We start from the raw sequence: 26,997 nt of genomic DNA on the forward strand, positions 1-26,997 counted from the left end.
AGAGTAAAAAGACCAAATGATAGTAGAAGAAACCTGTTCTGCAGGAACTGCCCCTGTGGCTTGAATGAGTGTGCTTGAACCGTCCTGATATCCACAAGCTATCCGTTTTCACTGGCTATGGATTATCAACATTGATGCAGAATCTTTCATTACAAAACCCTGGCTGTTGGCCGGTGAACTCCTGTAGCCAATACGGTCCGATCTCTGCAAGATCCACTCACCGCCTGCCGCTCGGGCATTTGTCGTTTCATCCACACCCAAGGGGGATTCCATGCCAGTTGTGACTATCGATGGTCAGCCGCTCCACTACCTGGACCAGGGGGAGGGCGAGGTGGTCGTCCTCGGCTCCAGCTACCTGTGGGACAGCGCCATGTGGGCGCCGCAGATCGCCGTGTTGTCCCGGCACTATCGGATGATCGTGCCGGAGCTGTGGGGCCATGGTCAGTCGGGACCCTTGCCGGCCAACACCCACAGCCTGGATGACCTGGCCAACCAGGCGCTGGCCTTGCTCGACCGGCTGGATATCCAGCGCTTCAGCCTGGTCGGCCTGTCGGTTGGTGGCATGTGGGGCGCGCGCCTGGCACTGGCTGCGCCGCAACGCATTCGTGGCCTGGTGCTGATGGACACCTATGCCGGTGCCGAACCGGAAGCCACCCGCCAGTATTACTTCTCGATGCTGAAGATGATCGAGGACGCCGGCAGCATTCCGCCGCCGCTGCTCGATGCCATCGTGCCGATCTTCTTCAGGCCCGGCATCGACCCCGAGACGCCGTTCTACCAGACCTTCCGCCATTCCCTGACGGCCTACTCCCGCGAGCAACTGCTCAACAGCATCGTCCCGCTGGGGCGGCTGATCTTCGGCCGTGACGATCGTCTTGCGGCGTTGGCCGCGCTGAATGCCGAGACCACCCTGGTGATGTGCGGCGAGCAGGACAAGCCTAGGCCACCGAGCGAAGCGCGGGAAATGGCCGAACTCATCGGCTGCCCGTATATCGGCATTCCCGAGGCGGGGCACATTTCCAGCATCGAGAACCCGGCCAGCGTGAACCAGGCGCTGCTGGCGTTCCTGGAAAAACTCTCCGGGTAATCCCGCCGGGTTTTCGATACGCTGAAAAGGGCCGCCGATGCGGCTCTTTTCTTTGTGGGTGCGTACAGGGGGCACAGTGGACAGATTCCAGGAAATGCAGGTGTTTCTTGCCGTCGCCCAGGAGCAGGGCTTTTCGGCGGCCGCGCGGCGCCTGAACCTGTCGGCGCCCAGCGTCACCCGGGCGGTGGCGGCCCTGGAGCAACGCATTGGCGCGCAACTGCTGATTCGTACCACGCGCAATGTGCACCTGACCGAACCCGGCCAGCGCTATTTCGAGGATTGCCGGCGGATTCTCGCCGAACTGGAAGAAGCCGAAGCCAGCGCTGCCGACAGCCACGCCCATCCCAGCGGGCAACTGACCATGACCGCGCCGGTGCTGTTTGGCGAGTTGTACGTCACGCCGGTGATGGTGCGTTACCTGGAACAGTATCCGGCCGTAACCATCAATGCGCTGCTGATCGACCGGGTGGTGCGCATGGTCGAGGACGGTATCGACGTGGCGGTGCGCATTGGCGAGTTGGCGGACAGCGGACATCACGCGGTGCGGGTAGGGCAGGTGCGGCGGGTGGTGTGTGCCTCCCCCGGCTACCTGGCGCAGCATGGCCGGCCCGGGCATCCGGATGAGTTGCGCCAGGCGCGGATCATCATGACATCGAGCGCTTCCCAGGTCCGCAGCTGGCAGTTCGCCGACGGCGACAAGCCGCTGAATGTGCGATTGGAACCGCGCATGGCGGTGACCGCGAACCAGGCGGCGATACGGGCGGCGTGCCTGGGCGCGGGATTGACCCGGGTGTTGTCCTACCAGGTGGCGGACAAGCTGGCCTCGGGTGAACTGGAGGTGGTGCTCGAGCACTTCGAGCTGCCGCCGTTGCCGATTCATGTGGTGTACCAGGGCGGGCGCAAGGCCCCGGTACGGGTGCGCAGTTTTGTCGATTTTGTGGTGGCGGCCCTGAGGGAAAATCGGGCCTTGAGAGGATAAACACGGTTGAGTCCTCTGGCGCTTTATTTCATCCACTGAAATAACGGATTGCCATTCCTGGTGATTCTGTTGTTTTCGCCGGAGGCGGAAGATGACTCCACCGCGCGGTCCATCCCGGATCGCATCAGCGCCTCTGGAGTGTCCAATGTCTCAGCCTGCCATCAAACTCTATAACTTCCCTCGCTCCGGTCATGCCCATCGCGTCGAGTTGATGCTGTCCCTGCTCGGCCTGCCGGTGGAACTGATCCATGTCGATCTGCCCGGCGGTGCCCACAAGAAGCCCGAATACCTCGCGCTGAACCCCTTTGGCCAGGTACCGGTGATTGACGACCAGGGTGTGGTCCTCGCCGACTCCAACGCGATCCTGGTGTATCTGGCCCAGAAGTATGGCAACGGCCGCTGGCTGCCGAGCGATCCGCTCGGTGCTGCCCGGGTGCAGCGTTGGCTGTCGGCGGCGGCGGGGCCGATTGCCTTTGGTCCGGCGCGGGCGAGGCTGATCACTGTGTTTGGTGCGAACTTCGATGCCGAGGAGGCGATCAGCCGCTCCCATGCCTTGCTCAAGGTGGTCGAGCAGGAGTTGAGCCACACGCCTTATCTGGTCGGCTCCGAACCGACCATCGCCGATGTCGCCGGCTACAGCTACATCGCCCATGCACCGGAGGGCAACGTCTCGTTGGCGGACTACCCTAACGTGAGGGCCTGGCTGGCGCGTATCGAAGCCTTGCCAGGTTTCGTACCGATGCCACGCACTGTCGTTGGCTTGCAGACGGCCTGAGTCCGCACGGGAGAGATCGCGATGAAACAGTCCGGCGTTTCACCCTGGCATGCGGGCGAACGGCAGATGCAGGCACGAGTCGGCGTCGCCGAGCGGATGGCTGAACTGGGCACCCGGGTGGTCCGGGACTATATGCCGGACCAGCATCGCGATTTCTTCCGGCAACTGCCGTTCATGCTGTTGGGTGCGGTCGATGAAGCGGGGCGGCCTTGGGCCAGCCTGTTCGAAGGCGAACCTGGTTTTGCTTTTTCCCCGGATCCGAAACACCTGTTGGTCGACAGTTTTCCCCAGCCCGAGGACCCGACTTATAAAGCCGTGCGACAAGGGGCGGCGCTGGGCCTGTTGGGCATCGAACTGCACACGCGGCGGCGCAACCGGATCAATGGGCGTATCCACAGCCTGGGAGAACAGGGCCTGGATATCGTCGTGGAACACAGCTTCGGTAACTGCCCGCAGTATATCCAGCTACGCCAGTTCGAGCGGGTGGCGCCAGTCGATCCGGCACAACGGGTCGTCCACCGTGGCACGACCCTGGACCCGCTGGCCACGGCGATGATTCGTCAAGCCGATACCTTTTTCGTCGCCAGCTATGTCGATATCGACGGTGCCCGTTCGGTGGACGTTTCCCATCGCGGCGGCCAGAGCGGTTTCGTCCGGGTGGAGGGTGACTGTCTGACCATCCCGGACTTCTCCGGCAACCTGTTCTTCAACACCCTGGGCAACCTGCTGGTCAATCCACGGGCCGGTTTGTTGTTCATCGACTTCAACAGTGGCGACCTGCTGCAATTGAGCGGTCGCACCGAGATCATTCTCGACGGCCCGTTAGTGAAAGCATTCCAGGGCGCGGAGCGTTTGTGGACGTTCCACGTGGAACATGTTGTTCGCCGCCCGGCTGGTTCGACCTTGCGCTGGAAGTTCGAAGGCTTTTCCCCCAATAGCCTGATGACCGGCAATTGGCAGCAGGCTGCCGCCCGCTTGCAGGCCGAAGCATTGGGCAATAGCTGGCGGCCGCTGCGCATCGAGCGGATCGTCGAGGAAAGCCGCAATATCCGTTCGTTGTACCTGCAGCCAGCCGACGGGGCGGGGAGTCCGTTGTTCCTGGCCGGGCAGCATCTGCCGTTGCGGTTCAACATCGATGGGCAGACTCATATTCGGACCTACAGTCTGTCCGGAGCACCATCTGATCCGTTTCTGCGGATCAGCGTGAAACGCGATGGGCGGGTGTCGTCGCATATCCACGATCACCTGCAAGTAGGCGATCTGCTTGAGGCGAGAGCGCCACAGGGGCACTTCACCGTGGCACCGAGTGCGCCGCGTCCGCTGGTGCTGCTGGCGGCGGGTGTCGGCATCACGCCGTTGCTGTCGATGCTGCGCGAGGTGGTTTACCAGGGGCAGCGCACACGGCGGATGCGGCCGACCGTGCTGTTCCTCAGTGCCCGCTCGCTGGCGGAACTGCCGTTCACCGAGGAGTTGGACGAGCTGATGGCGCGTGCCGGTGAAACGGTGCGGGTGGTGCGTCTGCTGAGCCAGCCGGAGGCGCAGGCGGTGCCGGGCAGGGATTACGATGTGCGTGGGCGCCTGAGTGTCGAGGTCATGCAGCAGTTGTTGCGGATCGACGACTATGACGCGGTGGATTTCGTTCTCTGCGGGCCGGCTGGCTTTACCCAGGATTTATACGATCAATTGCGTGACAGGGATATTCGTGACGAGCAGATCCATGCCGAAACTTTTGGTCCGTCGACGCTGAGTCGGCGGTTGGATCCGGGCGCCAGGCAGATCGAGCAGCCGCCGGCGGCTACCGTAGCGGTGCCGGTGCTGTTCCACCGGTCGGCGAAAGAGGCCCGTTGGCAGCCGGAGGGGGAAAGCCTGCTGGCGTTGGCGGAGAGCCGTGGCTTGCGGCCGGAGTTCAGTTGCCGGGGTGGCTCGTGCGGTACCTGCAGCACGCGCCTGATCAGTGGACGGGTGCATTACCCGCGGCCGCCGGCGGAACTGCCGGGGGACGGGCAAGTGTTGATCTGCTGTGCGGTCCCGGCCCAGGGGAGGAGCCATTGGTGCTCGATCTCTGAACCATGCGGCTGTGATGGGGCGTTCCCACGCGGAGCGTGGGAACACTCAAGCAGGTGTAGCGTCTGTATCGGTCAGCGGCGCAGGCGGGTATCGACCTGAGTCATCCGGCTGCGCAGGGTGAACACCCCGTCACCCGAGAGAATCGCGCCACGGGCGAACAGCCGACCGTTCTCCCAGTTCGAAAGACCCAGCTCCGGCTTGTTCAACGCATACTGTCCATCGACCCAACGGGTGAAACCATCACCCACGAAGGGCGCATTGATGCTGTTGTAGAAGTAGTCATGGGCCTGGCGATCGGTGCTGAGCAGCGACACGGTGAACTGCGGGCTGTAGCGATTGAACAGGGCGATGGCCTGGTCCAGGTCGTCGACGATTTTCAGGCTGACTTCCGGCGTGTCCTCCCATTCCCATTCTCGACCCAGTTGCGCCTCGGGGAGGATTTCCGTCTGTGCCTCTTCCTGGTCGCCCTCGGCCCGGCGAACCTGAACCCGCGCCTGCAGCCACTGTTCGGGCAGCACGCCTTCGTCGCCACTGACCACATGCAGCTTGCAGCTCTGACCACGAGCCCGGCCGGCCTCGGTCAGGGCCTCGAGGAATACCGGAACCAGTTCCGCCGCCCGCTGACGATGGATCACACAGACGTTCAGTGTGTTGCATACCTTGCGATCGAGGGAGTTGCGCACCACGTCGGCGAAACGGGCGGCATCGGCATCCTGGTGGGCGACCAGCCAAGCACCGCCGGTGCCGTGCAGGCTGACGACGGTACCGGCCTGCTGGGCGATGCCGCCGAGCTGTTTCACTGCGTGGCCCGAGCCACGGGCCACGGCCAGGGACAGGCGGCGGTCGGCGAACATCGCCCAGCCCGCTGCGCGGTCGAGGCTTTCCACCAGCGATACCGCACCCTCTGGCAAACCGGCTTCACGCAGGGCCGGCGCCAGGGCGTGCCTGACGATCGCCTGGGCGGTGCCGAGGGCATCGCTGCCAATGCGCAGCACGGCGGTATTGCCGGTGCGCAGAACCCCGGCCGCATCGGCGAAGACGTTGGGCCGGCCCTCGAAAACGAACGCCACCACACCCAGCGGTGCGACCACCTGCTCGACTTTCCAGCCTGCATGTTCCACGGACTCGCGTACGCGGCCACGGATCAGCGGCGCATCGCGCCAGGCGCGCAGCCCGGCGATCATGTCGCGGCGCATGGCCTGGCTGGTGGCCAGGCGCGTGGTGGAGCGCCCCAGGGCTTGGGCGCGGGCCAGGTCGGCCTGGTTGGCGGCCTCGATCAAGGCCCAGGATGGCTCGGCCTCCAGGTGCCCGGCGAACAGGTCGAAGAAGCGGCTGATGGCTTCGTCCGAAACCTGTGCCAGGGCACTGAAGGCGTTTTGCGCGGCATCGATGGCAGCCGCGGCGAGCTGCTGCACCGACTGTGGGATCAGCAGCAGTTCACCGCTGCTCTGGTCGACCAGCAGATGATCGCCCGGCTGGAAACGCTCGGCCAATTCCGGCGGTACCGGGGAAACCCGATTACCCGCGTAGAGAATGGGAGTGCCGGCGATAAGACGATCGAGCGTGCTGGTCATGGTGACTGGACTGCCTGAATAAATGAGGAATGAAATGTATAAGAAAAACGCCGTCGGCTCACCTGCTAACGGCGTTTGTCATGCATGAAGGTTCAGGCTTGCTGGATAAAGGCCAGGCGCGCGGCAAAGCCGATCAGCAGGCCGCCGAACAGCCATTGCTGCAGACGCTGGGCCCGCGGGTTGCTGTCCAGCCAGCGGCCGATCCAGGCGCCGGTCAGGGCATAGGCGCTGTCGAACAGCAGGCCCACGCCTACCAGCGTTGCACCGAGCCCGAGGAATTGGGCGCCGACGGCCCCGGCCTGGGCATCGATGAACTGTGGCAGCAGCACCGAACAGAACAGCAGTGCCTTGGGGTTGAGCAGATTGGTCAGCAGCCCCTGGCGAAAGGCGCCGCGCCAACCGAGTCGAAGAGGGTGCGCGGCCCGGGCGTCGCCCCCAAGGCTGGCCAGCGTGCCGGGGCGCAGCATGCGGATACCGATCCACAGCAGGTAGGTGGCGCCTGCCAGGCGCACCAGGTCGAAGGTCCACGGGGCCGCCCTGAACAGTGCCGCCAGGCCCAGGGCGGCGAGGACGACATGGCAGGCACGGGCCACGGCCAGCCCCAGTGCGGTGGTGAGAGCCAGGGCGCGGCCATGGCGGGCGCCGGTTTGCAGCAGCAGGATCATGTCGGGACCGGGGAGCAGATAGACCATCGCCAGCGCGAGCAGGTAGAGGAGCATCGTTGCCGTTCTCTCGATTGAGTGGGGGAACAGGCAAAAGTCTATGCCGGAAGGCCGGGGCAGGTGCTTGCGTATTCGACCCCGCACGGGCTTAGACTTGGCACAAAATGCCAACAGGAACCACTCGGGTAGCTGGATATGCCAAAAATCAAACTCGATGCCTATGACCGCAAGATTCTCGCCGCGCTGCAACGCGATGGCCGCCTGAGCAACGTCGAACTGGCCGACGAGATCGGCCTGTCGGCCTCGCCGTGTTTGCGCCGGGTGCGCATGCTGGAAGAGGCCGGGGTGATTCGCGGTTACCAGGTGAATCTGGATCGGGACGAGGTCGGGCTGGGGCTGACGGTGTTCGTCGGGGTCAAGGTCGAGCGGCACCATGAGGCCGACGCCGAGGCGTTCCGGTTGGCGGTCACGGCCCTGCCGCAGGTGATCTCGGCGTTCCTGGTGTCCGGCGAGTCGGATTTCCTGCTGCAGGTGGTGGTCCCCGACCTGCGTGCCTACGAACGCTTCCTCACCGGCGAACTGTTGCGCCTGCCGGGAGTGCGCGATATCCGCAGCAACTTTGCGATCCAGGCGGTGAAGGCGCCCGGACCGCTGCCGCTCGATCATCTTCCTGTCTAGTGTCCTGTACGGTCAATTCGAAGACTCGAAGTTGAGCAAGCGAATCAGCCACACAGGACACTAGGCTCTGTCTGAAATCCCAAGAAACTGAAATGTGGCCTCAGAACAGCCTGGGCTCTGTACAGTCGCCGACCATCTACGGAAAGGAATTCTGTGATGGCAAAGCGTTATGAGCTCTCGGATGAAGCGTGGGCGGTGGTCGCCGATCTCTTTACGGCAGCTCACGTCAGGGGCCGGCCCCGCAGCAGTGATCGCTTGATGCTCGATGGTGTGCTCTGGGTACTTTGTTCAGGAGCAGCCTGGCGAGATATGCCCGAGCGTTTCGGGTCTTGGGCGACGGTCTATCACCGCTTCCGAGTCTGGCGAAACCGCGGAACATTCGATCAGATGCTCAGACGATTGCACCTCAGACTTAATGACAAAGGCTTGATCGACCCCCGCACCTGGATGATCGATTCGACCGCTGTTAGAGCAACCCGTGCTTCATCTGGAGCGCGGAAAAAAGGGGGGCTGACGAGCCTACCGATCACGCTCTAGGCCGCAGTCGTGGCGGCCTGACAACCAAAATCCACATGCTCTGCGACGCCAACGGGATACCGTTGCGCTTTCTCCTCTCTGGCGGTCAAGCCAGTGACACCAGCTACGCACAACCACTGTTGGACGGAGTCAGCATTCCATCGAGCCAACGTGGGCGCCCGCGCAAGCGCTGTAAATGGCTGCTTGCCGATAAGGGCTACGACGCCGAAGCGCTACGCCGCTACTGCGACCAATATCGAATGCAACCCGTCATCCCACTGCGTTCGATGAAGCGCAAGCCCAAGCCTGGCTTACCCAGACTGTTCGACCGGCCCAAATACCGACAGCGCAACATCATCGAACGCATGTTTGGCTGGCTGAAAGAGAACCGCCGAATCGTCACGCGCTTCGACAAGCTCGCAAAAAGTTATGCAGCGATGGTCTCGCTGGCTTGTGTCTTGCGGTGTATGCGACGGCTTTTTTCAGACAGAGCCTAGATCTGTGTCGCCAGGCCTTCCACGTTCATCGCCGCCTGGCGCAAGGCCTCGGAGCGGGTCGGGTGTGGGTGGCAGGTCAGGGCGATGTCTTCGGCCGAGGCCGAGAACTCCATGGCCACGCAATATTCGCCGATCATCTCGCTGACGCTCGGGCCGACCAGGTGCACGCCGAGGATCTCGTCGGTCTGCGCATCGGCCAGGACCTTGGCGAACCCTTCGGTCTCGTGGTTGATCTTGGAGCGGCTGTTGGCGCTGAAGGGAAACTTGCCGACCTTGTAGGCGCGGCCTTCGGCCTTGAGCTGCTCTTCGGTCTTGCCGACACTCGCCAGTTCCGGGCGGGTGTAGATCACGCTGGGAATCAGGGCGTAGTTGACCTCGGCGGCCTTGCCGGCGATCCGTTCGATGCAGGCCATGGCTTCGTCCTCGGCCTTGTGGGCGAGCATCGGTCCCGAGGTGACATCGCCAATCACCCAGATGCCCGGCACTTCGCTGCGATGACCGTGCTGTGCGAGCAGGCCGCGCGGGTCGGTGACGAGGCCGACGTTTTCCAGGCCGAGGCCGCGGGTGAACGGGCGGCGGCCGATCGCCACCAGCACGTAATCGGCTTCGATCAGTTCGCTCTCGCCGCCGGCGGCCGGCTCGACCCGCAGTTGTACGCCGGTGGCCGAAGGAGTGGCGCGGGTCACCTTGGTACCGAGCCTGAAGCCGATGCCCTGTTTGCCGAGGGCGCGCTGCAGGGTCTTGCCAGCCTCGAGGTCGGTGCCGGGGCAGATGCGGTCGAGGTATTCGACCACCGTGACCTGACTGCCCAGCCGTCGCCACACCGAGCCCAGTTCCAGGCCGATCACCCCGGCGCCGATCACCACCAGGTGGCGCGGCACTTCCGGCAACGAGAGGGCGCCGGTGGAGTCGAGGATGCGCTGGTTGTCGATTTCCACGCCGGGCAGTGGCGTCGGTTCGGAACCGGTGGCGATCACGATGTCCTGGGCCTGCAGTTGGCTCTTGCGGCCATCGGCGGCCGTCACCTCGACCTGACCGGGCCCGGTGAGGCGGCCCCAGCCCTTGATCCAGTCGACCTTGTTCTTGCGAAACAGGTACTCGATACCCTTGGTCAGCCCGGCAACGCTGTCGTCCTTCTGCTTCATCATCTGCGCCAGGTCGAGGCGCGGCGTCACCTCGATACCGAGGTTGGCCAGCTCGCCGCTGGTGGCCGCCTCATACAGTTCGGAGGCGTGCAGCAGCGCCTTGGAGGGCATGCAGCCGACGTTCAGGCAGGTGCCGCCGAGGGTGTCGCGGCCCTCCACACAGGCGGCTTTCAGGCCCAACTGACCGGCGCGGATCGCCGCGTTATAGCCGCCAGGTCCACCGCCGATGATGATCACGTCGTAATTGCTCATGGTTGTTCTCCTGCCAGTCGGGTCACCAAGGGAAACAAAATATTATGATCATAATATGAGCGCATAGCAGGATGCCGGTCAAGTGCCTGTCTTGCCAGCGGTGAGCGTTCCCACGGTCCCCGTGGGAACGTCTCCCAGGACGCGTCCGCACGGGTGACGCAGAGCGTCAGGGGCTGCATTCCCACGCGGGGCGTGGGAACAATCGGATCAGGTGAGCGGACCGGTCAGGTCCACCAGTAGCGCACCAGGTGGAAGAAGATCGGCGCGGCGAAGCACACCGAGTCCAGCCGGTCGAGCATGCCGCCGTGGCCCTCGATCATGTGGCCCCAGTCCTTGACCCCGCGGTCGCGCTTGATCGCCGACATGACGATACCGCCGGCAAAGCCCAGCAGGTTGATCAGCAGGGCGATCAGCAATGCCTGCCAGGGCTTGAACGGGGTGATCCAGAACAGCGCGCCGCCGATCAGCGAAGCCAGGGTGATGCCGCCGACGAAGCCTTCGACGGTTTTCGACGGCGACAGGTTGGGCGCGATCTTGCGTTTGCCGAACAGCTTGCCGCAGACGTACTGCAGCACGTCCGACAGTTGCACCACGATCACCAGGTAGGCGATCAGCAGCAGGTTGCGCCCTTCGTAGCCGGCGATGTCGAGGGTCAGCAGGGCCGGCACGAACGACACGCAGAACACCGCGATCATCAAGCCCCACTGGACCTTCGAGGCCCGTTCCAGGAAATGCGTGCTGTCGCCGCCGAGGGAGGCGAGGATCGGCAGCAGCAGGAACACGTACACCGGGATGAAGATCGAGAACAGCCCGTACCAGTCGGAATAGATCAGCAGGTACTGCAGCGGCAGCGCCAGGTAGAACGCCGCCACCAGCGCCGGATAGTCGCTGCGCCGGGTCGGCGTCAGGGTCAGGAACTCGCGCAGGGCATAGAACGACACCGCGTAGAACAGCAGGATCACCGCTCCGGTACCGAGCCAGAAGGCGGTACCGATCACCAGCACCATCACCCACCAGGCGTTGATCCGTGCGTTGAGGTTGTCGATCACCGCGTTCGGTGCATCGCCGGCGCGTCGCTTGAGGATGAAGCCGATCAGCGAAGCCAGGACCAGGATCATGCCGATCCCGGCGAACAACATCAGGGTCTGCCTATCCATCTCAATGTTGCTCCGGTGCCAGGGCCAGCAGCGCATCGCGGCTGCGTTGCAGGAAATGTTCTTTGCTTTCGTCTTCTTCGAGTTGCAGCGGTGCGCCGAAGGCGGTGGTGCACAACAGCGGCAGAGGCAGCACCCGGCCCTTGGGCATGACCCGGTTGAGGTTGGCGATCCACACCGGAATCAGTTGCGCCTGTGGATAAGCCCGCGCCAGGTGGAAAATCCCGCTCTTGAACGGCAGCAGGCCTTCTTCCTGGTTGCGGGTGCCCTCGGGAAAGATGATCAGCGAGTGGCCCTGTTCCAGAGCGTCGAGCATCGGTTGCAGCGGATTATCCCCAGGCTCCTTGCGTTCGCGGTCGATCAGTACGCCGTTGAACACCCGCCGAATGATGTAGCGGCGCAGCGCGCTGCGGTTCCAGTAGTCGGCGCCGGCGACTGGCCGGGTGAGTGTCCGCAGCGCTGGCGGCAGCGAGGCCCAGAGCAGCACGAAGTCGCCATGGCTGCTGTGGTTGGCGAAGTAGATGCGTTGCACCGGGTCGGGCGCGCAACCTATCCACAGGCTGCGCGCGCCGGTGATCAGGCGCGCGGCGGAGGTGATCAGGGTGGCTACCACGGGTTCGAGCATGACGATTCCTTATCCGGCGAAAGGCAGCCAGGGGCTGGCCAGGATGACGATCAGGGGCGGCAGGATCTGCAACGCCAGCCACAGGGCCTGGCGCTTGAGCAGGCGCAGCGCACCGCGGCTACGTTCGCTCCAGGGACGGCTGAGCGACTGTCGCGGTTGCAGGCCCAGGTCCTGCAGCGCGGTGTCGAGGGCTTCGGTGCGGTCGCCCAGGGCACTCGGGTTGCCGGCCATCAGTTGGAACAGGTCGGCGTCGAAGGCGACCCTGAACGCCCAGTATTTCTGCAACAGCCCCGACACGGCCAACCACAGGCCGAGCCCCAGGCACCACGGGCTGAGCGTACCGATCAGCAGCGGCGCCAGGCCCAGCAGCACACCGAGCAGCGTCAGCCCTGTGGATAACTGATCCAGCGAGCGTCCTCGGCGCAACAGGCTGGCGACGACTTGCAGGGGAATGTCAGTGGGCATCGGCGATCCTCAGGTGGGCGGGGGCCGCACCGGGCTACAGGTGGATCATGGCTTCCAGCGCCTGGCGGTGGGCCGGGTGCAGGACCACGCCGGGGCGCGCCGCACGGATCAGGGCCAGGGCCTCGTCGATTTCCTGCACCCGGCCGCTGTGCAACAGCCAGGCGGCGACGGCCGTGGCACTGCGCGAGTAACCCAGGGCGCAGCAGACCAGCAGCGGTCCGTGCTGACGCAGTTGTTCGATGGCCTGCGCGGCCTCCCGGCACTGTTCGGCGGAGGGGGCGATCAGGTCCAGCACCGGGATGTTCCGATAGGCTCGCCCTTCTGGCGCCAGCGGCAGTTCGGCGCACAGGTCGACGATGGCCTTGAACGGGCCGGCTCGCAGTTCGTCGCGGCCGGGCAGGCGGCCGAGCCAGAGGTTATCCACAAGCGGATCGGGCTGTGGATGGGATCTTGTCCACAGCCGTGAATTGATCCAGGCACCTGCCCGGTAGGGCGCGAACAGCCAGCGCGCGGCCGGGCTGAGGCTGCCGTCGGCGCGCTTCTGGAAGCCCTGGGCGCCGAACAGCGCGTAGTTGAGCGCCACCAGCGCCAGGGCCAGCGCCGGCCAGAACAGCCACAGCGCGCTGCCGGCGAAATAGCCGGCGGCAACGGCCAGCAGCAGGGCGGCCAGCCCGTAGCGGGCCGCCAGGCGCAGACGCTGCCCGTCGCGGGCCGGCCGCGCCACCGCCAGCGGGCTGGAGCGATCGTCCGGCCACAGCCAGACGCACAGCCAGCCGGCCAGGGCGCCGGTGGGCACGTCGATGAAGTGATGTTGATAGGTGGTCAGCACCGAGAGGCCGATCAAGGCGAACCAGCCGTGCACCAGCCAGCGTCCGGCCCCGTTGAAATGTCGGCGGTACATGACCCAGAGGATCACCAGCAGGGCGATGTGCAGCGACGGCGCCTGGTTGAACGGCTTGTCGAAGCCGGCCAGCACCGCGAACAGCCAGCCGAACACGCCGTCCAGCGGTGGCCGGGTGAAGGTGAAGGTCAGCGGCCAGAGCAGGAAGCACGACACCGCGATGGCCTGCGCCGTCAGCAGGCGCAGGGCGTGCCGGTCCAGCTCGCGTCTGCTGCGTGGCAACAGCAGGGACAGGCCGTACAGCAGGTCGATGGACCAGTAGGGCACGATGGTCCAGGCCCAGAACGGTATCTGGCTCTCCCAGCCGAACACGAAGCTGCCGACATCGCTGCGCTGGCTGGTGTACCAGGTGGCGAAGCCATAGCTGCCGAAGAACAACGGTGCCAGAAGCAGCAGCCAGAGCACGGCGCGCTTGAGCAGGCCGGCTTCGCGCGCGGTGGCGTCCATCATTGCACCCGTTGTGCCAGGGAGACGCTGAAGATCCCCCATTCATCGACCCGCTGGGTGATCTTGCGGAACCCGGCGGCTTCCACCAACTGGTCCATTTCCGCCTGGCTGCGTCGGCGCATCACCCAGGCCTGGCCCTGGCGATGGCTGGTCAGGGCGCGGGCGATCAGTTCCAGCTGCGGGTGCCACGGTTGTCCGGTATAGACCAGGTAGGCGCCCGGCTCGCAGGCTTCGGCCAGCCCGGCCAGGGAGTTGCCGACCATGCCGTTGTCGGCGAACAGTTCATACAGCCCCGACACCACCGCCAGGCTGGGCTTGGGGTCCAGCGCGGCGAGGTCGGCGCGGTCGAAGGCATCGCCCTTGACGAAGCGGGCGATCTCGCCGAGGCCCTTCTCGGCGATCAGCACGCCGCCGTCGCGGACGTTGATATCACTGTAGTCGCGCAGCAGAATCGATTCCGGCAGCGGCGTGACCCCTTGCAGGGCTTCGAGGATGTAGCGCCCGTGGCCGGCAGCGATATCGACGATGCGCACCTCGCGACCCTGCTCGCGCAACCGGGCCATGGCCAGGCGCAGCAGTTCCTCGACGTGCAGCTTGCGTTGGCGGATGCCGCGCCAGCCGATGGAGTTCAGGTAGTTCTGGTCGATCAGCCGGCCCAGCGCAGTGTGCCCGGTGGGCTGGTTGCGATAGACGTAGTCCAGGGTGCTGCCGGAGTCGAAACCGGTGTCGAAGCCGAGCTTGACCCCGGCCGACAGCTTGCCGCCCACGGCCATGCCGGCGCGGGTCAGGCGCCAGTACAGGTCGCGCGGCGAGTTGTGTGGCAGTGGCGCGGCCAGCGCTTCGGACTCGGCGCAGGTCTCGCCGATGCGGTCGGCGTCCAGCAGGCCCGGGCGACTCACCGGGCTGAGGAAGCCCTGCTCGATGAAGCGTCTGGCGCGGCTGACCGCCAGGTGCCGGTCGCGCTCGCCGAGGGTGTCGTGGAAGAACCCCGGCAGTACGTGCAGCTCCTTTTTCAGGCTGCCCAGGCGCTGGAAGAATTGCTCCTGGGGTTTGCGGTGGACCACGAAATCGGCACCGGAAATCAGCACCTGGGTCGGTACCTGAATCGCATTGGCATCGGCGACCACCCGCTCGGCGGCTTCGTACAGGCCCAGTAGCACGTTCACCGAGATCGCCTTGGTGATCAGCGGGTCGCTGTCATAAGAGGCGATGCGTTGCGGGTCGTGGCTGAGGAACTTGGCCTTGACGTAGCTGTTGACGAAAAAGTTGCCGCGAAAGCGTCGCAGCAGGGCCAGGCCCGTACGGGCGAATGGTACGTACAGTTTGACCTTGAAGGCCGGCGAGGCGAGCACCAGCGCGCGGATCTTCGGCGCGTAGTCGTGCACCCAGGTGGCGACGATCACCGCGCCGACGCTCTGGGCGACCACCGCGAGGTTTTCCTCGGCGATGCCGAAGGTCGTGCCCAGGTGGTCGCAGAAGGTCTGCACGTCGCGCACGCTGGTGGCGAAGCTCGGGCTGTCGCCGCGTTCGCCCGGCGATTGGCCGTGGCCGCGGGCGTCCCAGGCGAAGAAGTCGAATTGCGGCAGGTCCAGCTCGTCCACCAGGTGGGCGATGCGTCCGGAGTGTTCATGGCCGCGGTGGAACAGCAGGATGGCCTTGCGCGGCTCGCCGGCCACCGGTGCGGTGGCCGGCCAGTGGCGATAGAACAGTTCGACGCCATCGTGGGTACTGAAGGTCTGGGTTTGCTCGTCGCGCATCGGATTATCCTTGTGCCGTATCGCAGATCAGTGGAGAGCCCGCAGGGGCCTGCCTTTCATTGCCTGTGGTTTTCCATGGGAGCCAGCGCTTCCTGCTATCAGGGTTCTTGACCGGCCTCTTTCAGGCCCTGGCGGACGCGGTTGATCAGCGTGACCACCAGCAGCGCGGCGATCAGCAGGAACAGGCCGTTTATCCACAGGGACTGGAGCAGGCCGAAAGCGACACCGGTGGCGATCACGCCGAGGGCGAAAGCCCGATCGCTCTTGCCCATCGGCCCGTCGTAGCGCCGCGAGACGCCGACCAGCGGCCCCATCACCCCGGCGTATTCGCTGAACAGCGCCAGCAGGGTCACCAGCAGCACCGCCGGCAGGCTGACCCCGGGCAGCAGGGCAAACGGCAGGATCAAGGCGCTGTCGGCAATGATGTCGCAGAGCTCGTTCAGGTAGGCGCCGAGCTTCGATTGCTGGCCGAACTCCCGGGCCAGCATGCCGTCGATGGCGTTCAGAGCCATGCGCAGGATCATCCACAGCGGGATGAGCAGGAAGACCCAGGCGTGGCTGGCGAAGGTGGCTACCACCGCGCCCACCAGCAGGGAAATCAATGCCGCGCTGAGGGTGACCTGGTTGGCCGTGGTGCCATTGTCGAACAGGCGCTGGACCACCGGTCGCAACAGATTCTGGAAGCGGGGTTTGAGTTGGTAGATCGAAGGCATGGAAGCGACGGTCCTTGTCTGAGAGGGCTTGGGTCCAGACGGTGGTGATCGGGGATAACCGTTTATCGGCAAAGTGAACGAATTATTGCCATAAACAACAGAGGCTGACATTAGCTTCCGGCTAAAAATCCGTGCGGCCCTGCACATTCAAGAAATAAACCCGCAAGGGTCCTGGGCCTGGCGCTGAATCCAGGCGACGGACACCTGGATTCAGGGGGGAAGGGTTCAGATTGATAGCTTATTGCTACTATTGCTGAGAGCAGGATCTTCCAGATAAGTGACCTGTGGATAACGTGAGTCGCTGTGGAAGCTGATACGCGGCCCACGAACCGTAATCAGGTTGGCATCGACTTTTATGCAGAGTGTCTGGCCACTCCTGAAGGTGAGTCGATGGACTTTCTCATTATCTTCCTGGCGTATTTCATGACTGATCAAATCCAGCAGGTTGTTCAGCGCCAGGCGCGAGCCCGGTTGATTGATGGTCAGGCAACTGACTCCACCGGAAGCACCAAAGGGCATGGAAGAGGGTTGGAAGAAACAATACTGGTTCAGATCACGACTCATGGCGGCTCCGTCGTTGGGGTGCGCGCTGAGTGTTGGCGATATTATGGGTCACCAGCACGCACGATGGGGTGTCAAGTGTGTTTGCCGTCTGGCATATAGTTATTAATTTTTGCAAAACATCAGTCTTAACTTTTGGCTCTCCAGCAGGAGTCCTCGGCATGGCGAGCCGGCAGGTAAAGCGCTTACAGTCTTTTAGTGCAAGGTTCCCGGAGTTTTCCGATGTTCGGCTTTTAATTGGAATATTTTAAGTTAATGAAAAACATTGTTCGGCTGCTCGGATGTTAGTCACTGGCGATTCGCCAATCAAGTCACTCTCTTGTTGGATTTTGTTACATTGCTCTCGCTATTGATTTATAGGGTCGGTTTTATCTGTAGGACTTATATATTGTTCATGTGAGTAACTTCCCTTTGCTTTTGAGTTTTGGAGTAGTCCGGGTTTTCAGCCTGGTGTTCATCGGGTTCGATAGCGCTTTTGGGTTGGCGGTGTTCGGCAGGTCCGGGTTTGCAGCATCACAACCGGGCCTGCCGGCTGCGCACAAAAAGCGCTCCTGCGAACGAAAAATTCACCCTTTCTGTTATAAGGTAACCAAATATTTCAAGGGGCTCGCGGGTGCGCCGACCTGAGGTCTGCGCCAGGGCTCCGGCTATCCTGATGTGAATGACCTCGGTGATCGAACCGGGTCTGGAGTGGACATGCGAGTGGATCTTGAAGCGTCGCAGGCCGACCTCGAAAGCCTGCCGCGCTTCCAGCGGGCGGGCTTGCAGGCCCGTCAGTTGCAACGCCTGGGCCTCGGCCTGGCGGTGCTGGCGCTCAGTGGCCTGGTGCTGGGCTTCTTCGTCGGGCTGTTTGCGCCGGCGTCGATCTGGCCGAGCCTGCTGAACAACAACGCCGCGGCCTTGCTGGTGCTGGTCGCGGCGTTGCAGTCGGCTGCCGGTGTGGCGCGTTGGCGCGAGCAGGCGAGGGCGCCTGCCGTGGTCGAGCCCGGCGTGGCGTCCGCGCTGCAGGCGGCAGAAGCACTGGGCGCCTACGAGCGTCTGCTCGCCCGCCTGGACAGCCTGTGGCGCAACGCCCTGGCGCAGATCGGTGCGGCGACGCTATGGCTGGGCGGTTGGGCCTTGCTGGCGCTGGTGAGCGTCGAGCAGACCTGGAACCTGACGCTGGCCGGCGCGAGCCTGGGGCTGAGCGGCTCCGTGGCGGCGAGCCTGGGCCTGTTGCTGGCATTTGCCCTCTTGGTGCTGGAGCGCCAGTTGGCCCAGGCCCATGCCGCCGAATGGCCGGAAGCCGAGGCCCTGGCGCAGTTCGTTCGGGTGGCGATCGGCGTGCAGGTCATCAGTGCCCTGTGCCTGTTGTTCAGCGGGCCGCAGAACCTCTGGCCGGCGCGCCTGCTCAGCCTGCTCGGCCTGTTGCCGGCACTGGTGGCGGCGGAATTGTTGCTGCGGGCGCTGTTGTCGTTGTTCAGCCCGCGGCGCGACAGCCTGGAGCCGCGCCTGGTGGCGACCAGCTTCATCGCCGGCCTGCTGCGCTGGCCGCCGCAGCCGTTGCTGGCGCTGCAGGATGAACTGCACAACCGCTTCGGCATCGACCTGCGCCAGATCTGGGCCTTTAGCTACATGCGCCGGGCATTCGCACCGGTCCTGCTGGTGGTGCTGGCGGTCGGCTGGCTGTTGAGCGGGGTCAGCGAAGTTCCGCTGCAGGGGCGTGGTATCTACGAACGTTTCGGCAAACCGGTGGACGTCTTCGGCCCCGGCCTGCATGTCGGCCTGCCCTGGCCGCTGGGCCGGGTGCTGGCGGTGGAGAATGGCGTGGTCCACGAGTTGGCCACCAGCGTCGAGGCGGCGGCCTCTGCCGTACCCGACCCCGCCGAGGGTGAGGCGCCGGCCAGCGCCAACCGGCTGTGGGACGCCAGCCACGTGAACGAGAAGTCCCAGGTGATCGCCAGCAGCAGCGGCGACCGGCAGGGCTTCCAGGTGGTCAACATGGACGTGCGTTTCGTCTACCGCATTGGCTTGAGCGACCAGGCCGCGCTGGCCGCCACCTACAACAGCGCCGATGTGCCGAGCTTGATCCGCAGCACCGCCAGCCGGGTGCTGGTCCATGATTTCGCCGCGCGGACTCTCGATGGTCTGCTGGGCGAACAGCGCACGGCGCTGGCCGAGGATATCGGCCGTGCGGTACAGGCCGACCTGCAACGCCTGGACAGTGGCGTGGAAATCCTCGCCACGGTGGTCGAGGCGATTCATCCGCCAGCGGGTGCGGCGAACGCCTATCACGCGGTGCAGGCGGCACAGATCAGCGCCCAGGCGCTGATTTCCCGCGAGCGTGGCGCCGCCAGCGAACAGGCCAACCAGGCGCAGTTGCAGGCCAGCATCGTCGAGGACCAGGCCAGGGCCAGCGCCCACGAAGTACAGGCCGGCGCCCGCGCGGCAGACCTGCGTTTCAGCGCCGAGCGCCAGGCCTATGCCCAGGCCGGCCAGGCTTTCGTGCTGGAGCAGTACCTGGCGCAACTGAGCCAGGGGCTGGGCAAGGCGAAGCTATGGCTGCTCGACCACCGCCTGGGCGGCAACAGCGCCCCCACCATCGATCTGCGTTCATTCACGCTGCCGGCCGACCCCATGCCTGCGCGTAAAGCCGTCCAGCCAGGAGTCACCCCTTGAGCCTGTCCCACTCCCATTGTGCCGATCATCACGATCACGGCGGCCACGAGCACGCCGGTCATCATCACGGGCATCACCCTCATCACGGGCACCATCACCACCACGGCGATGCGGGCAGCGGCGGGCCATTTCCGTGGCGGCGCATGGGCTGGGCGCTGCTGCTGATCCTGTTCGCGGTCGCGGCGGCGAGCCTGGTGCAGGTGCGCTCCGGCGAGGCCACGGTAATCACCCGTTTCGGCAACCCGGCGCGGGTGCTGCTCGAACCGGGCCTCGGCTGGCGCTGGCCGGCGCCGTTCGAGGCGGCGATTCCGGTCGACCTGCGCCTGCGTACCACCTCCAGCGGCCTGCAGGATGTCGGCACTCGTGATGGCCTGCGCATCATCATCCAGGCCTATGTGGCCTGGCAGGTCCAGGGCGATCCGCAGAACGTCGAGCGCTTCATGCGCGCCGTGCAGAACCAGCCGGACGAAGCCGCGCGGCAGATCCGCACCTTCGTCGGATCGGCGCTGGAAACCACCGCCGCCAGCTTCGACCTGTCGAGCCTGGTCAACACCGATGCCAGGCAGGTACGAATCGCCGATTTCGAGGCGCAACTGCGTCAGCAGATCGACCAGCAATTGCTCTCGACTTACGGCGTGCGCGTCCTGCAGGTCGGCATCGAGCGCCTGACGCTGCCTTCGGTGACGCTCTCGGCCACCGTCGACCGCATGCGCGCCGAGCGGGAAACCATCGCCACCGAACGTACCGCGATCGGCAAGCGCGAGGCCGCGCAGATCCGCTCCGCCGCCGAACGCGATGCACGCATCCTGCAGGCCGATGCCACGGTCAAGGCCGCCGACATCGAGGCACAGTCGCGGGTCGAGGCGGCGCAGATCTATGGCCGGGCCTACGCCGGCTCGCCGCAGTTGTACAACCTGCTGCGCTCGCTGGACACCCTCGGCACTATCGTCACCCCGGGAACCAGGCTGATCTTGCGCACCGATGCGGCGCCGTTCCGGGTGCTGGTCGACGGGCCGCCGGCCGCCGTCGACAAGCATGATGGCAAGGCCGGGGCGCAGCCATGAGTGAATACCCGGAACCCTCACGGGGCCTGGACAGCCCGTGGATCCAGGCCGGTCGCCTGGCGTTTCTCGGCCTCTATGCGGTGACGCTGCTGGCGGCGCTGGCCTGGGCCTTTTCCAACGTGCGGCAGATCGACCCGCAGGAGCGCGCGGTGGTCCTGCGCCTGGGGGCCCTGGAGCGTATCCATAATGCCGGCTTGCTGCTGGCCTGGCCGCGGCCCTTCGAGCAGGTGGTGATCCTGCCGGCGGCGGACCGGGTGATCGAGCGGCGCGTCGAAGGGCTGCTGCGCTCCGATGCGGCGCTGCAGGCCGACCGCCAGGCTACCCTGGCGACGCCGATCAATGACGCGCTGGCCGGCTCCGGCTACCTGCTGACCGGCGATGCCGGTGTGGTGCAGCTGGATGTACGGGTGTTCTACAAGGTCACCGATCCCTATGCCTTCGTGCTCCAGGCCGAGCACGTGCTGCCGGCCCTCGACCGGATCGTCACCCGCAGCGCCGTGGCCCTGACCGCGGCGCGGGACCTGGACACCATCCTGGTCGCGCGCCCCGAGCTGATCGGCAGCGACAGTCAGGCCGCCGAACGCCGCGAGCGCCTGCGCGGCGACTTGCTGCAAGGGGTCAACCGGCGCCTGGCCGAACTGGCGGCGAGCGGGCAGGGGATTGGCGTCGAGGTGGCGCGGGTCGACGTCCAGTCGAGCCTGCCGGGCCCGGCGGTGAATGCCTTCAATGCGGTACTGACCGCCAGCCAGCAGGCCGACAAGGCCGTCGCCAATGCCCGTAACGAAGCGGCCAAGCTCGGCCAGTCGGCGACCCAGGAGGCCGATCGTCTGGTGCAGGTCGCCAAGGCCCAGGCCAGCGAACGCCTGGCCAGGGCCCAGGCCGATACGGCCACGGTGGCGAGCCTGGGCAAGGCGCAGCAGGACGGCAGCGACCCGGGCCTGTTGTTGCGCCTGTACCGCGAGCGTATGCCGAAGATTCTCCAGCAGGCCGGGTCGGTGACCACGGTCGACCCCCGGGACGATTCCCGCCTGATCATCCAGGGAGCAGAGCAATGAGTGCATCGACCACGGCCCATCCGCCGTCCAGCCTGCTGAGCCGCGCCGAACAGCGCAGCGCGGCCCGCCAACTGCTGCTGGCGATGCTCGCCCTCGGCCTGCTCGGGCTGGGCCTGCTGTGGCGCTGGCTGGCGCCGGGGCAGGTCGGGGTGAGCGAGTTGCTGCTCGGTTTTGCCTCGATCCTGGTGGCGGTGCCGGTGATGCGCTCGGCCTGGTACAGCCTGCGCTATCCGAGTCTGCACGGCATCACCGACCAGTTGATCGCCCTGGCGATGCTCGGCGCCTGGGCCACCGGCGACCTGCTGACCGCCGCCCTGCTGCCGATCATCATGATCTTCGGCCACGTGCTCGAAGAGCGCAGCGTCATCGGCTCCCAGGAGGCCATCGGCGCCCTCGGCCGGCTGACCCGCAGCCACGCGCGGCAGGTACAGGCCGATGGCAGTGTGCTTGAGGTGGACAACGCCAGCCTCAAGGCCGGCGACCAGGTGGAGGTCCGCGCCGGCGACCGGGTACCGGCCGACGGCGTGGTGCTGTTCGGCCAGGCGAGCCTCGATACCGCGCCGATCACCGGCGAGTCGGTGCCGCTGGAGGCGAGTGCCGGGGTGCAGGTGTTCGGCGGGGCGATCAACCTCGATGGGCTGCTGCGCATCGAGGTGACCCGCACCGGCCATGAGTCGACCCTGGGCAAGGTGATCGCGCTGATGCAGAGCGCCGAGCGGGCCAAGCCGCCGATCACCCGCCTGCTGGAGCGCTATGCCGGCAGCTATCTGGTGCTGGTGCTGATGATCGCCGCGGTCACCTGGTTCATCACCAACGACGCCCAGGCGATGCTCGCCGTGCTGGTGGCAGCCTGCCCCTGCGCGCTGGTGCTGTCGGCACCGGCCACGGCGATTGCCGGCATCGCCGTGGCGGCGCGGCACGGCATCCTGATCCGCAGCTCGGCGTTTCTCGAGGAACTGGCCGACCTGACCTCGCTGGTGGTGGACAAGACCGGCACCCTGACCTACGGCAGCCTGCGCCTGCAGTCGCTGCAGACCGCAGTGACGGACCGCGAGCCGTTGCTGCGCCTGGCGGCGAGCCTTGGTTCGGCCAGCAGCCACCCGGTCAGCCGGGCACTGGCGGGGCTGGCGCAGCCGGCCGAGCATGTGGCCTTGAGTGACGTGCACGAGCGCCAGGGGTTGGGTATCGTCGCCAGCACCGCCCACGGCCAGGCGGCGCTGGGCCGGCCGGAGCTGTTCAGCCAGTTGGCGATCGCCACCACGCCGGTACCCGAGCACGACGGGCCGATTGCCGGCCTGGCCCTGGAGGGTGAATTTCTCGCCTGGCTGTTGCTGGCCGACAGCACCAAGCCCGAGGCCCGACACGCTCTGGGCGAGCTGCGTGAGCTGGGTCTGGGCCGGCAATTGCTGCTGACCGGTGACCGCCAGAGCGTGGCCGACTGCCTGGCGCGGGAGGTCGGCATCAGCGATGTCGCCGCCCAGGCGCTGCCCGAGGACAAGCTCCAGCGGGTGCTCGGCGAGATCGACAGCGGCTTCCGACCGATGGTGGTGGGCGACGGCATCAACGACTCGCTGGCGCTCAAGGCCGGGGTGGTCGGGGTGGCGATGGGCGCGGGCGGCGCGGACATCGCCCTGGCCTCGGCGGACGTGGTGCTGATCGGCAGCGACCTGCGCCGCCTGGGCACCTGCGTACGCCTGAGCCGGCAGTGCCGCCGGACCCTGCAGGTCAACGTGGTGATCGGCCTGGGCTGGACCCTGGCGATCGTCGCGGCGGCGGCTTTCGGCTGGCTGGGCGTGGCGGGAGCGATGATCGCGGCGCTGTTGCACAACCTCAGCACCCTGCTGGTGCTGGGCAATGCCGGGCGGCTGCTGCGCTTCCAGGAGCCGTTGCTCAAGCTTCCCGAGTAAATGGGGATAAAGCGGTGCCCATGCGGGCTATTCGCGGGCAAGCCCAAGCGCCCTCCCACTGCGGTGACAGCAGGCGAACATCATGAATCGGGTCTATCATCCCGATAGCCTGACAGTTCCCGGTAATGCGCTACCCTTTAATCAGACTTCTGAAACAAGGGGGGGACCACTCATGCTCGCGCAACTTCCACCGGCCTTACAGAATCTTCAGCTACCGCTGCGTCTGAAACTCTGGGACGGCCATCAATTCGATCTCGGGCCGCATCCCAGCATCACCATCACCGTGAAGGACCCGCAACTGGTCGCGCAATTCAGCCATCCGACGCTGGACCTGCTCGGCAGTGCGTTCGTCGAGGGCAAGCTGGAACTCGAAGGTCCGGTCAGCGAAGTGGTGCGGGTCTGCGACGAACTGAGCCAGGCGCTGCTGGAGGACGAAGGGGACGGTCCGGCACAGCGCCACTCCCACGACAAGGAAACCGACGCGGCTTCGATTTCCTACCACTACGACCTCTCCAATGCGTTCTATCAGCTCTGGCTGGATCGCGACATGGTCTATTCCTGCGCCTATTTCGAGCGCGACGATGCCAGCCTGGAGGAAGCCCAGCAGGCCAAGTTCCGTCACCTGTGCCGCAAGCTGCGCCTGCAACCGGGCGAGTACCTGCTGGATGTCGGCTGTGGCTGGGGCGGCCTGGCGCGCTTCGCCGCCCGGGAGTTCGGGGTCAAGGTGTTCGGCATCACCCTGAGCAAGGAACAGTTGGCGCTGGCCCGGGAGCGGGTGATCGCCGAGGGCCTGCAGGACAAGGTCGACCTGCAATTGCTCGACTATCGCGACCTGCCGCAGGACGGTCGGTTCGACAAGGTGGTCAGTGTCGGCATGTTCGAACATGTCGGCCATGCCAACCTGCAGCAGTACAGCAATATCCTGTTCGGCGCGGTGCGCGAGGGCGGCCTGGTGATGAACCATGGCATCACTGCCCGCCATGTAGACGGCCGCCCGGTCGGGCGCGGTGCTGGCGATTTCATCGACCGCTACGTATTTCCCAATGGCGAGCTGCCGCACCTGTCGATGATCTCGGCGTTCGTCAGCGAGGCCGGGCTGGAAGTGGTCGACGTGGAGAGCCTGCGCCTGCACTACGCCAAAACCCTGAACATTTGGAGCCAGCGCCTGGAGGGCAACCTGGAGGCGGCTGGCAAGCTGGTGCCGGACAAGGCCCTGCGGATCTGGCGGCTGTACCTGGCCGGCTGCGCCTACGCCTTCGAGAAGGGCTGGATCAACCTGCACCAGATCCTCGCGGTGAAACCGTTGGCCGACGGCGGCCACGACCTGCCCTGGACCCGTGGCGACCTCTATCGCTGACTGGCCGTCTTACCACTTGAGCGGGCGCGGGTCGGCTACCGGGTTGCTCTCCAACCGGTAGCGGCCATGTTGGCGGGGAATATCCTGGTCCGAGGGCAGCAGGGCCTGTTGCTCGAAGGTGCCGGTTTCCCGGTCGAAACTCAGGTCATGCTGGGCGACGTTGCCGTACCAGTCGCTGGAGGGTAGCGAGATATAGCTGATGGCGTAGCGCAGGTCGTCGAAGCTGCCCCTCACCACATAGACGCCGTAGTGTTCTTCGCCCGGCGAGACGATCTTGTAGAGGCCGTTGTCGTAGTAGTACAGGGCGGCCTCCTCGAAGGGTTTGTCCTTGTAGAGCACCTGGTAGTGCAGGTGATGGACATGGCTGGGCTTGCCGAATTCGACGGTGATCGACGGTGGGGTGCTGGAACTGCCAGATGTGAACTTCATCGTGGGGCCTGCGGAGGATTGCTCGGCGAAACCCCCAGCTTAAAAGACCCTCGGTGTCGATCGCAGGGCCGGGCCGGCCTTTCGGAACGGTCCTACGTTTATCTGAAAATAGTCCTTCCTGCTACAGAATCGGCGAAATCAGCCGGGCGATGCGCATGCCCAGTTGCTGCAGGCGGTGGGTTTCCCGGCTGTCCTCGTGGGTGACTTCGCGGGCCAGGTCGAAGTCCTTCAGCAGCATGTTTTCCACCTCGCCGGCGAAGGCCGGGTCGACGGTCAGCAGCATCAGTTCGAAATTCAGCCGGAACGAGCGGTTGTCCAGGTTGGCGCTGCCGATGGCGCTGATCTCGTTGTCCACCAGTACCACCTTCTGGTGCAGGAACCCCGGGCCATAGCGGAATACCCGGACCCCGGCGCGCACGGCTTCGAAGGCATAGAGGCTGGAGGCGGCGTAGACGATCCGATGGTCGGGCCGCGAGGGCAGCAGCAGGCGCACGTCGACGCCGCGCAGGGCCGCCAGGCGCAGTGCGGCGAACACCACTTCATCGGGGATGAAGTACGGGCTGGTGATCCATACCCGCTCGCGGGCGGCGTGGATCGCCTCGACGAAAAACAGCGAGCAGGTCTCGAACGGGTCGGCCGGACCGCTGGCGAGCAACTGGCAGAGGACGCCGTCGTCGGGGTAGGTGTCCGGCAGGATCAGCGGCGGCAGCTGGCGCGCGGCCCAGAACCAGTCTTCGGCGAACGACTCCTGCAGGCAGGCCACCACCGGGCCGCTGACCTGCACATGGGTGTCGCGCCAGGGCGACAGCGGCGGCCTGGCCCCCAGGTATTCATCGCCGACGTTGTGCCCGCCGACGAAACCGACCAGACCGTCGACCACCACCACTTTGCGGTGGTTGCGAAAGTTCACCTGGAAGCGGTTGAGCCAGCCGCTGCGGGTGGCGAAGGCTTTCACCCGCACGCCGCCGTCGCGCAGGCTGTCGGCATAGCCGTGGGGCAGGGCGTGGCTGCCGATGCCGTCATAGAGCAGGTAGACCTCGACGCCCTCGGCAGCCTTTTTTTGCAGCAGGCTGTGCAGGCGTCGGCCGAGCCGATCGTCGTGGATGATGAAGAACTGCACCAGCACGGCATGCCGGGCCTGCTCGATGGCCTGGAAGATCGCCTCGAAGGTGGCCTCGCCGTTGACCAGCAAGCGCACCTGGTTGTTGGCCAGGCACGGCATGCGGCCGAGCTTGGGCATCGCCCGCAGTGCCGCGTAGGCCTGGGAGTTGCGGGCGGCCAGGGCCTCCTCGACCCAGGGCCGCCAGTTCAGGTCGGCGATGGCCTTGCGCATTTCCACGTTGGCCTGGCGCCGGGCCTTGATGTAGGCATCGAAGGTGCTGCGGCCGAAGACCAGGTAGGGAATCAGCGTGAGGTAGGGAATGAATACCAGCGACAGCGCCCAGGCGATCGAGCCCTGGGCGGTGCGTACGGTCAGCACGGCGTGAATGGCCGCGATACTGCCAAGCGTGTGAATCAGCGCTATCAGATAGCCGAAGACATGAGGGCCAAAAAAATCCATGAGGTCCTGATCCTGAATCCGTACCGTCTAACAGACCATGTTCCGGCGCGATTGTCGCTATTTAATTCATCACGCAACCCAAGCATGATTCTGGCGTCTAAGCAGGACCTT

22 protein-coding genes and 1 pseudogene are annotated in these 26,997 nt (G+C 65.3%); 11 read left to right on the forward strand and 12 right to left on the reverse strand.

Annotated features, from left to right (window positions below; all coding sequences use genetic code 11):
* Positions 1–271: 271 nt before the first annotated feature.
* The 4 genes and pseudogenes from ACM62G_RS11915 (at position 272) to ACM62G_RS11930 (ending at position 4,907) form a co-directional block, all read left to right on the forward strand.
* Positions 272–1,087: an alpha/beta fold hydrolase gene (locus tag ACM62G_RS11915; RefSeq protein WP_419737204.1), complete on the forward strand. Its 816-nt coding sequence runs from the start codon at positions 272–274 to the stop codon at positions 1,085–1,087.
* 76 nt (positions 1,088–1,163) lie between these two features.
* Positions 1,164–2,066 carry a LysR family transcriptional regulator gene (locus ACM62G_RS11920; protein WP_416771127.1) on the forward strand — a complete coding sequence of 301 codons (903 nt, stop codon included), beginning with the start codon at positions 1,164–1,166 and terminating at the stop codon, positions 2,064–2,066.
* Positions 2,067–2,211: 145 nt separating this feature from the next.
* Positions 2,212–2,841 (forward strand): glutathione S-transferase family protein, encoded by a 630-nt coding sequence (locus ACM62G_RS11925; RefSeq protein ID WP_054056448.1) that lies wholly within the window; start codon positions 2,212–2,214, stop codon positions 2,839–2,841.
* A gap of 21 nt (positions 2,842–2,862) precedes the next feature.
* A pseudogene (locus ACM62G_RS11930) lies at positions 2,863–4,907 on the forward strand (pyridoxamine 5'-phosphate oxidase family protein).
* Between the two features lie 72 nt (positions 4,908–4,979).
* Here the strand turns inward: ACM62G_RS11930 and ACM62G_RS11935 are convergent.
* Complete coding sequence (locus ACM62G_RS11935; RefSeq protein ID WP_273819702.1) at positions 4,980–6,482, reverse strand: aldehyde dehydrogenase family protein; 1,503 nt, start codon at positions 6,480–6,482, stop codon at positions 4,980–4,982.
* A 92-nt stretch (positions 6,483–6,574) separates the two neighbouring features.
* Positions 6,575–7,201 (reverse strand): LysE family translocator, encoded by a 627-nt coding sequence (locus ACM62G_RS11940; RefSeq protein ID WP_273819703.1) that lies wholly within the window; start codon positions 7,199–7,201, stop codon positions 6,575–6,577.
* A gap of 147 nt (positions 7,202–7,348) precedes the next feature.
* On the opposite strand from ACM62G_RS11940, the gene ACM62G_RS11945 reads away from it, so the two are divergent.
* Complete coding sequence (locus ACM62G_RS11945; protein WP_054060963.1) at positions 7,349–7,822, forward strand: Lrp/AsnC family transcriptional regulator; 474 nt, start codon at positions 7,349–7,351, stop codon at positions 7,820–7,822.
* Between the two features lie 156 nt (positions 7,823–7,978).
* Positions 7,979–8,835 (forward strand): IS5 family transposase gene (locus tag ACM62G_RS11950; RefSeq protein ID WP_419735755.1). Its coding sequence is split into 2 segments (ribosomal slippage): positions 7,979–8,333 and positions 8,333–8,835, totalling 858 coding nucleotides; the frame shifts between segments, so codons are not numbered across the junction.
* On the opposite strand, the gene lpdA is transcribed toward ACM62G_RS11950, so the two are convergent.
* From lpdA to ACM62G_RS11990, 8 genes are all read right to left on the reverse strand, one after another.
* The gene (gene lpdA / locus ACM62G_RS11955; protein WP_419737205.1) at positions 8,832–10,232 is read right to left on the reverse strand and encodes a dihydrolipoyl dehydrogenase; all 1,401 of its coding nucleotides are present in this window, start codon (positions 10,230–10,232) and stop codon (positions 8,832–8,834) included. The two genes, ACM62G_RS11950 and lpdA, sit on opposite strands and share 4 nt — an antisense overlap.
* Positions 10,233–10,456: 224 nt before the next feature.
* Positions 10,457–11,389, reverse strand: coding sequence for a phosphatidate cytidylyltransferase (locus ACM62G_RS11960; protein WP_054060960.1), 933 nt, complete (start codon positions 11,387–11,389; stop codon positions 10,457–10,459).
* 1 nt (position 11,390) lies between these two features.
* The gene (locus ACM62G_RS11965) at positions 11,391–12,011 is read right to left on the reverse strand and encodes a lysophospholipid acyltransferase family protein (RefSeq protein WP_054063437.1); all 621 of its coding nucleotides are present in this window, start codon (positions 12,009–12,011) and stop codon (positions 11,391–11,393) included.
* A 9-nt stretch (positions 12,012–12,020) separates the two neighbouring features.
* Entirely contained in the window at positions 12,021–12,476 is a 456-nt protein-coding gene (locus ACM62G_RS11970; protein ID WP_273819708.1) for a hypothetical protein, read from the reverse strand.
* A 34-nt stretch (positions 12,477–12,510) separates the two neighbouring features.
* Positions 12,511–13,827, reverse strand: a complete 1,317-nt coding sequence (locus ACM62G_RS11975) for a phosphatase PAP2/dual specificity phosphatase family protein (RefSeq protein ID WP_419737206.1) — start codon at positions 13,825–13,827, stop codon at positions 12,511–12,513.
* Positions 13,824–15,581, reverse strand: a complete 1,758-nt coding sequence (locus ACM62G_RS11980; protein WP_419737207.1) for a bifunctional alpha/beta hydrolase/class I SAM-dependent methyltransferase — start codon at positions 15,579–15,581, stop codon at positions 13,824–13,826. Before ACM62G_RS11980 ends, ACM62G_RS11975 begins: the two co-directional genes overlap by 4 nt.
* Positions 15,582–15,679: 98 nt before the next feature.
* A complete protein-coding gene (locus ACM62G_RS11985) occupies positions 15,680–16,294 on the reverse strand; it encodes a CDP-alcohol phosphatidyltransferase family protein (protein WP_054061209.1) in 615 nt (204 codons plus the stop codon).
* A gap of 225 nt (positions 16,295–16,519) precedes the next feature.
* Complete coding sequence (locus ACM62G_RS11990) at positions 16,520–16,858, reverse strand: hypothetical protein (RefSeq protein WP_273819716.1); 339 nt, start codon at positions 16,856–16,858, stop codon at positions 16,520–16,522.
* 693 nt (positions 16,859–17,551) lie between these two features.
* Between ACM62G_RS11990 and hflK (ACM62G_RS11995) the strand changes: the two genes are divergently transcribed.
* The 5 genes from hflK (ACM62G_RS11995) (at position 17,552) to cfaB (ending at position 24,896) form a co-directional block, all read left to right on the forward strand.
* Complete coding sequence (hflK, locus tag ACM62G_RS11995) at positions 17,552–19,513, forward strand: protease modulator HflK (RefSeq protein WP_419737208.1); 1,962 nt, start codon at positions 17,552–17,554, stop codon at positions 19,511–19,513.
* Positions 19,514–19,515: 2 nt separating this feature from the next.
* Complete coding sequence (hflC, locus tag ACM62G_RS12000; RefSeq protein WP_419737513.1) at positions 19,516–20,577, forward strand: protease modulator HflC; 1,062 nt, start codon at positions 19,516–19,518, stop codon at positions 20,575–20,577.
* Positions 20,574–21,632 (forward strand): protease modulator HflK, encoded by a 1,059-nt coding sequence (gene hflK / locus ACM62G_RS12005; RefSeq protein WP_419737209.1) that lies wholly within the window; start codon positions 20,574–20,576, stop codon positions 21,630–21,632. The genes hflC and hflK (ACM62G_RS12005) overlap by 4 nt, the downstream gene beginning before the upstream one ends.
* Positions 21,629–23,539: a cation-translocating P-type ATPase gene (locus tag ACM62G_RS12010; RefSeq protein ID WP_419737210.1), complete on the forward strand. Its 1,911-nt coding sequence runs from the start codon at positions 21,629–21,631 to the stop codon at positions 23,537–23,539. Before hflK (ACM62G_RS12005) ends, ACM62G_RS12010 begins: the two co-directional genes overlap by 4 nt.
* Positions 23,540–23,711: 172 nt before the next feature.
* On the forward strand, positions 23,712–24,896 hold the full coding sequence (cfaB, locus tag ACM62G_RS12015) for a C17 cyclopropane fatty acid synthase CfaB (protein WP_054057212.1): 1,185 nt from the start codon (positions 23,712–23,714) through the stop codon (positions 24,894–24,896).
* 9 nt (positions 24,897–24,905) lie between these two features.
* Here cfaB and ACM62G_RS12020 read toward each other — a convergent pair whose 3' ends face one another.
* Complete coding sequence (locus ACM62G_RS12020; RefSeq protein WP_054057213.1) at positions 24,906–25,325, reverse strand: hypothetical protein; 420 nt, start codon at positions 25,323–25,325, stop codon at positions 24,906–24,908.
* A gap of 121 nt (positions 25,326–25,446) precedes the next feature.
* Positions 25,447–26,886, reverse strand: coding sequence for a cardiolipin synthase (cls, locus tag ACM62G_RS12025; protein ID WP_419737211.1), 1,440 nt, complete (start codon positions 26,884–26,886; stop codon positions 25,447–25,449).
* Positions 26,887–26,997 lie beyond the last annotated feature (111 nt).

This window comes from Pseudomonas sp. COR18, assembly GCF_048568395.1.
Classification (GTDB): Bacteria; Pseudomonadota; Gammaproteobacteria; order Pseudomonadales; family Pseudomonadaceae; genus Aquipseudomonas; species Aquipseudomonas fuscovaginae_B.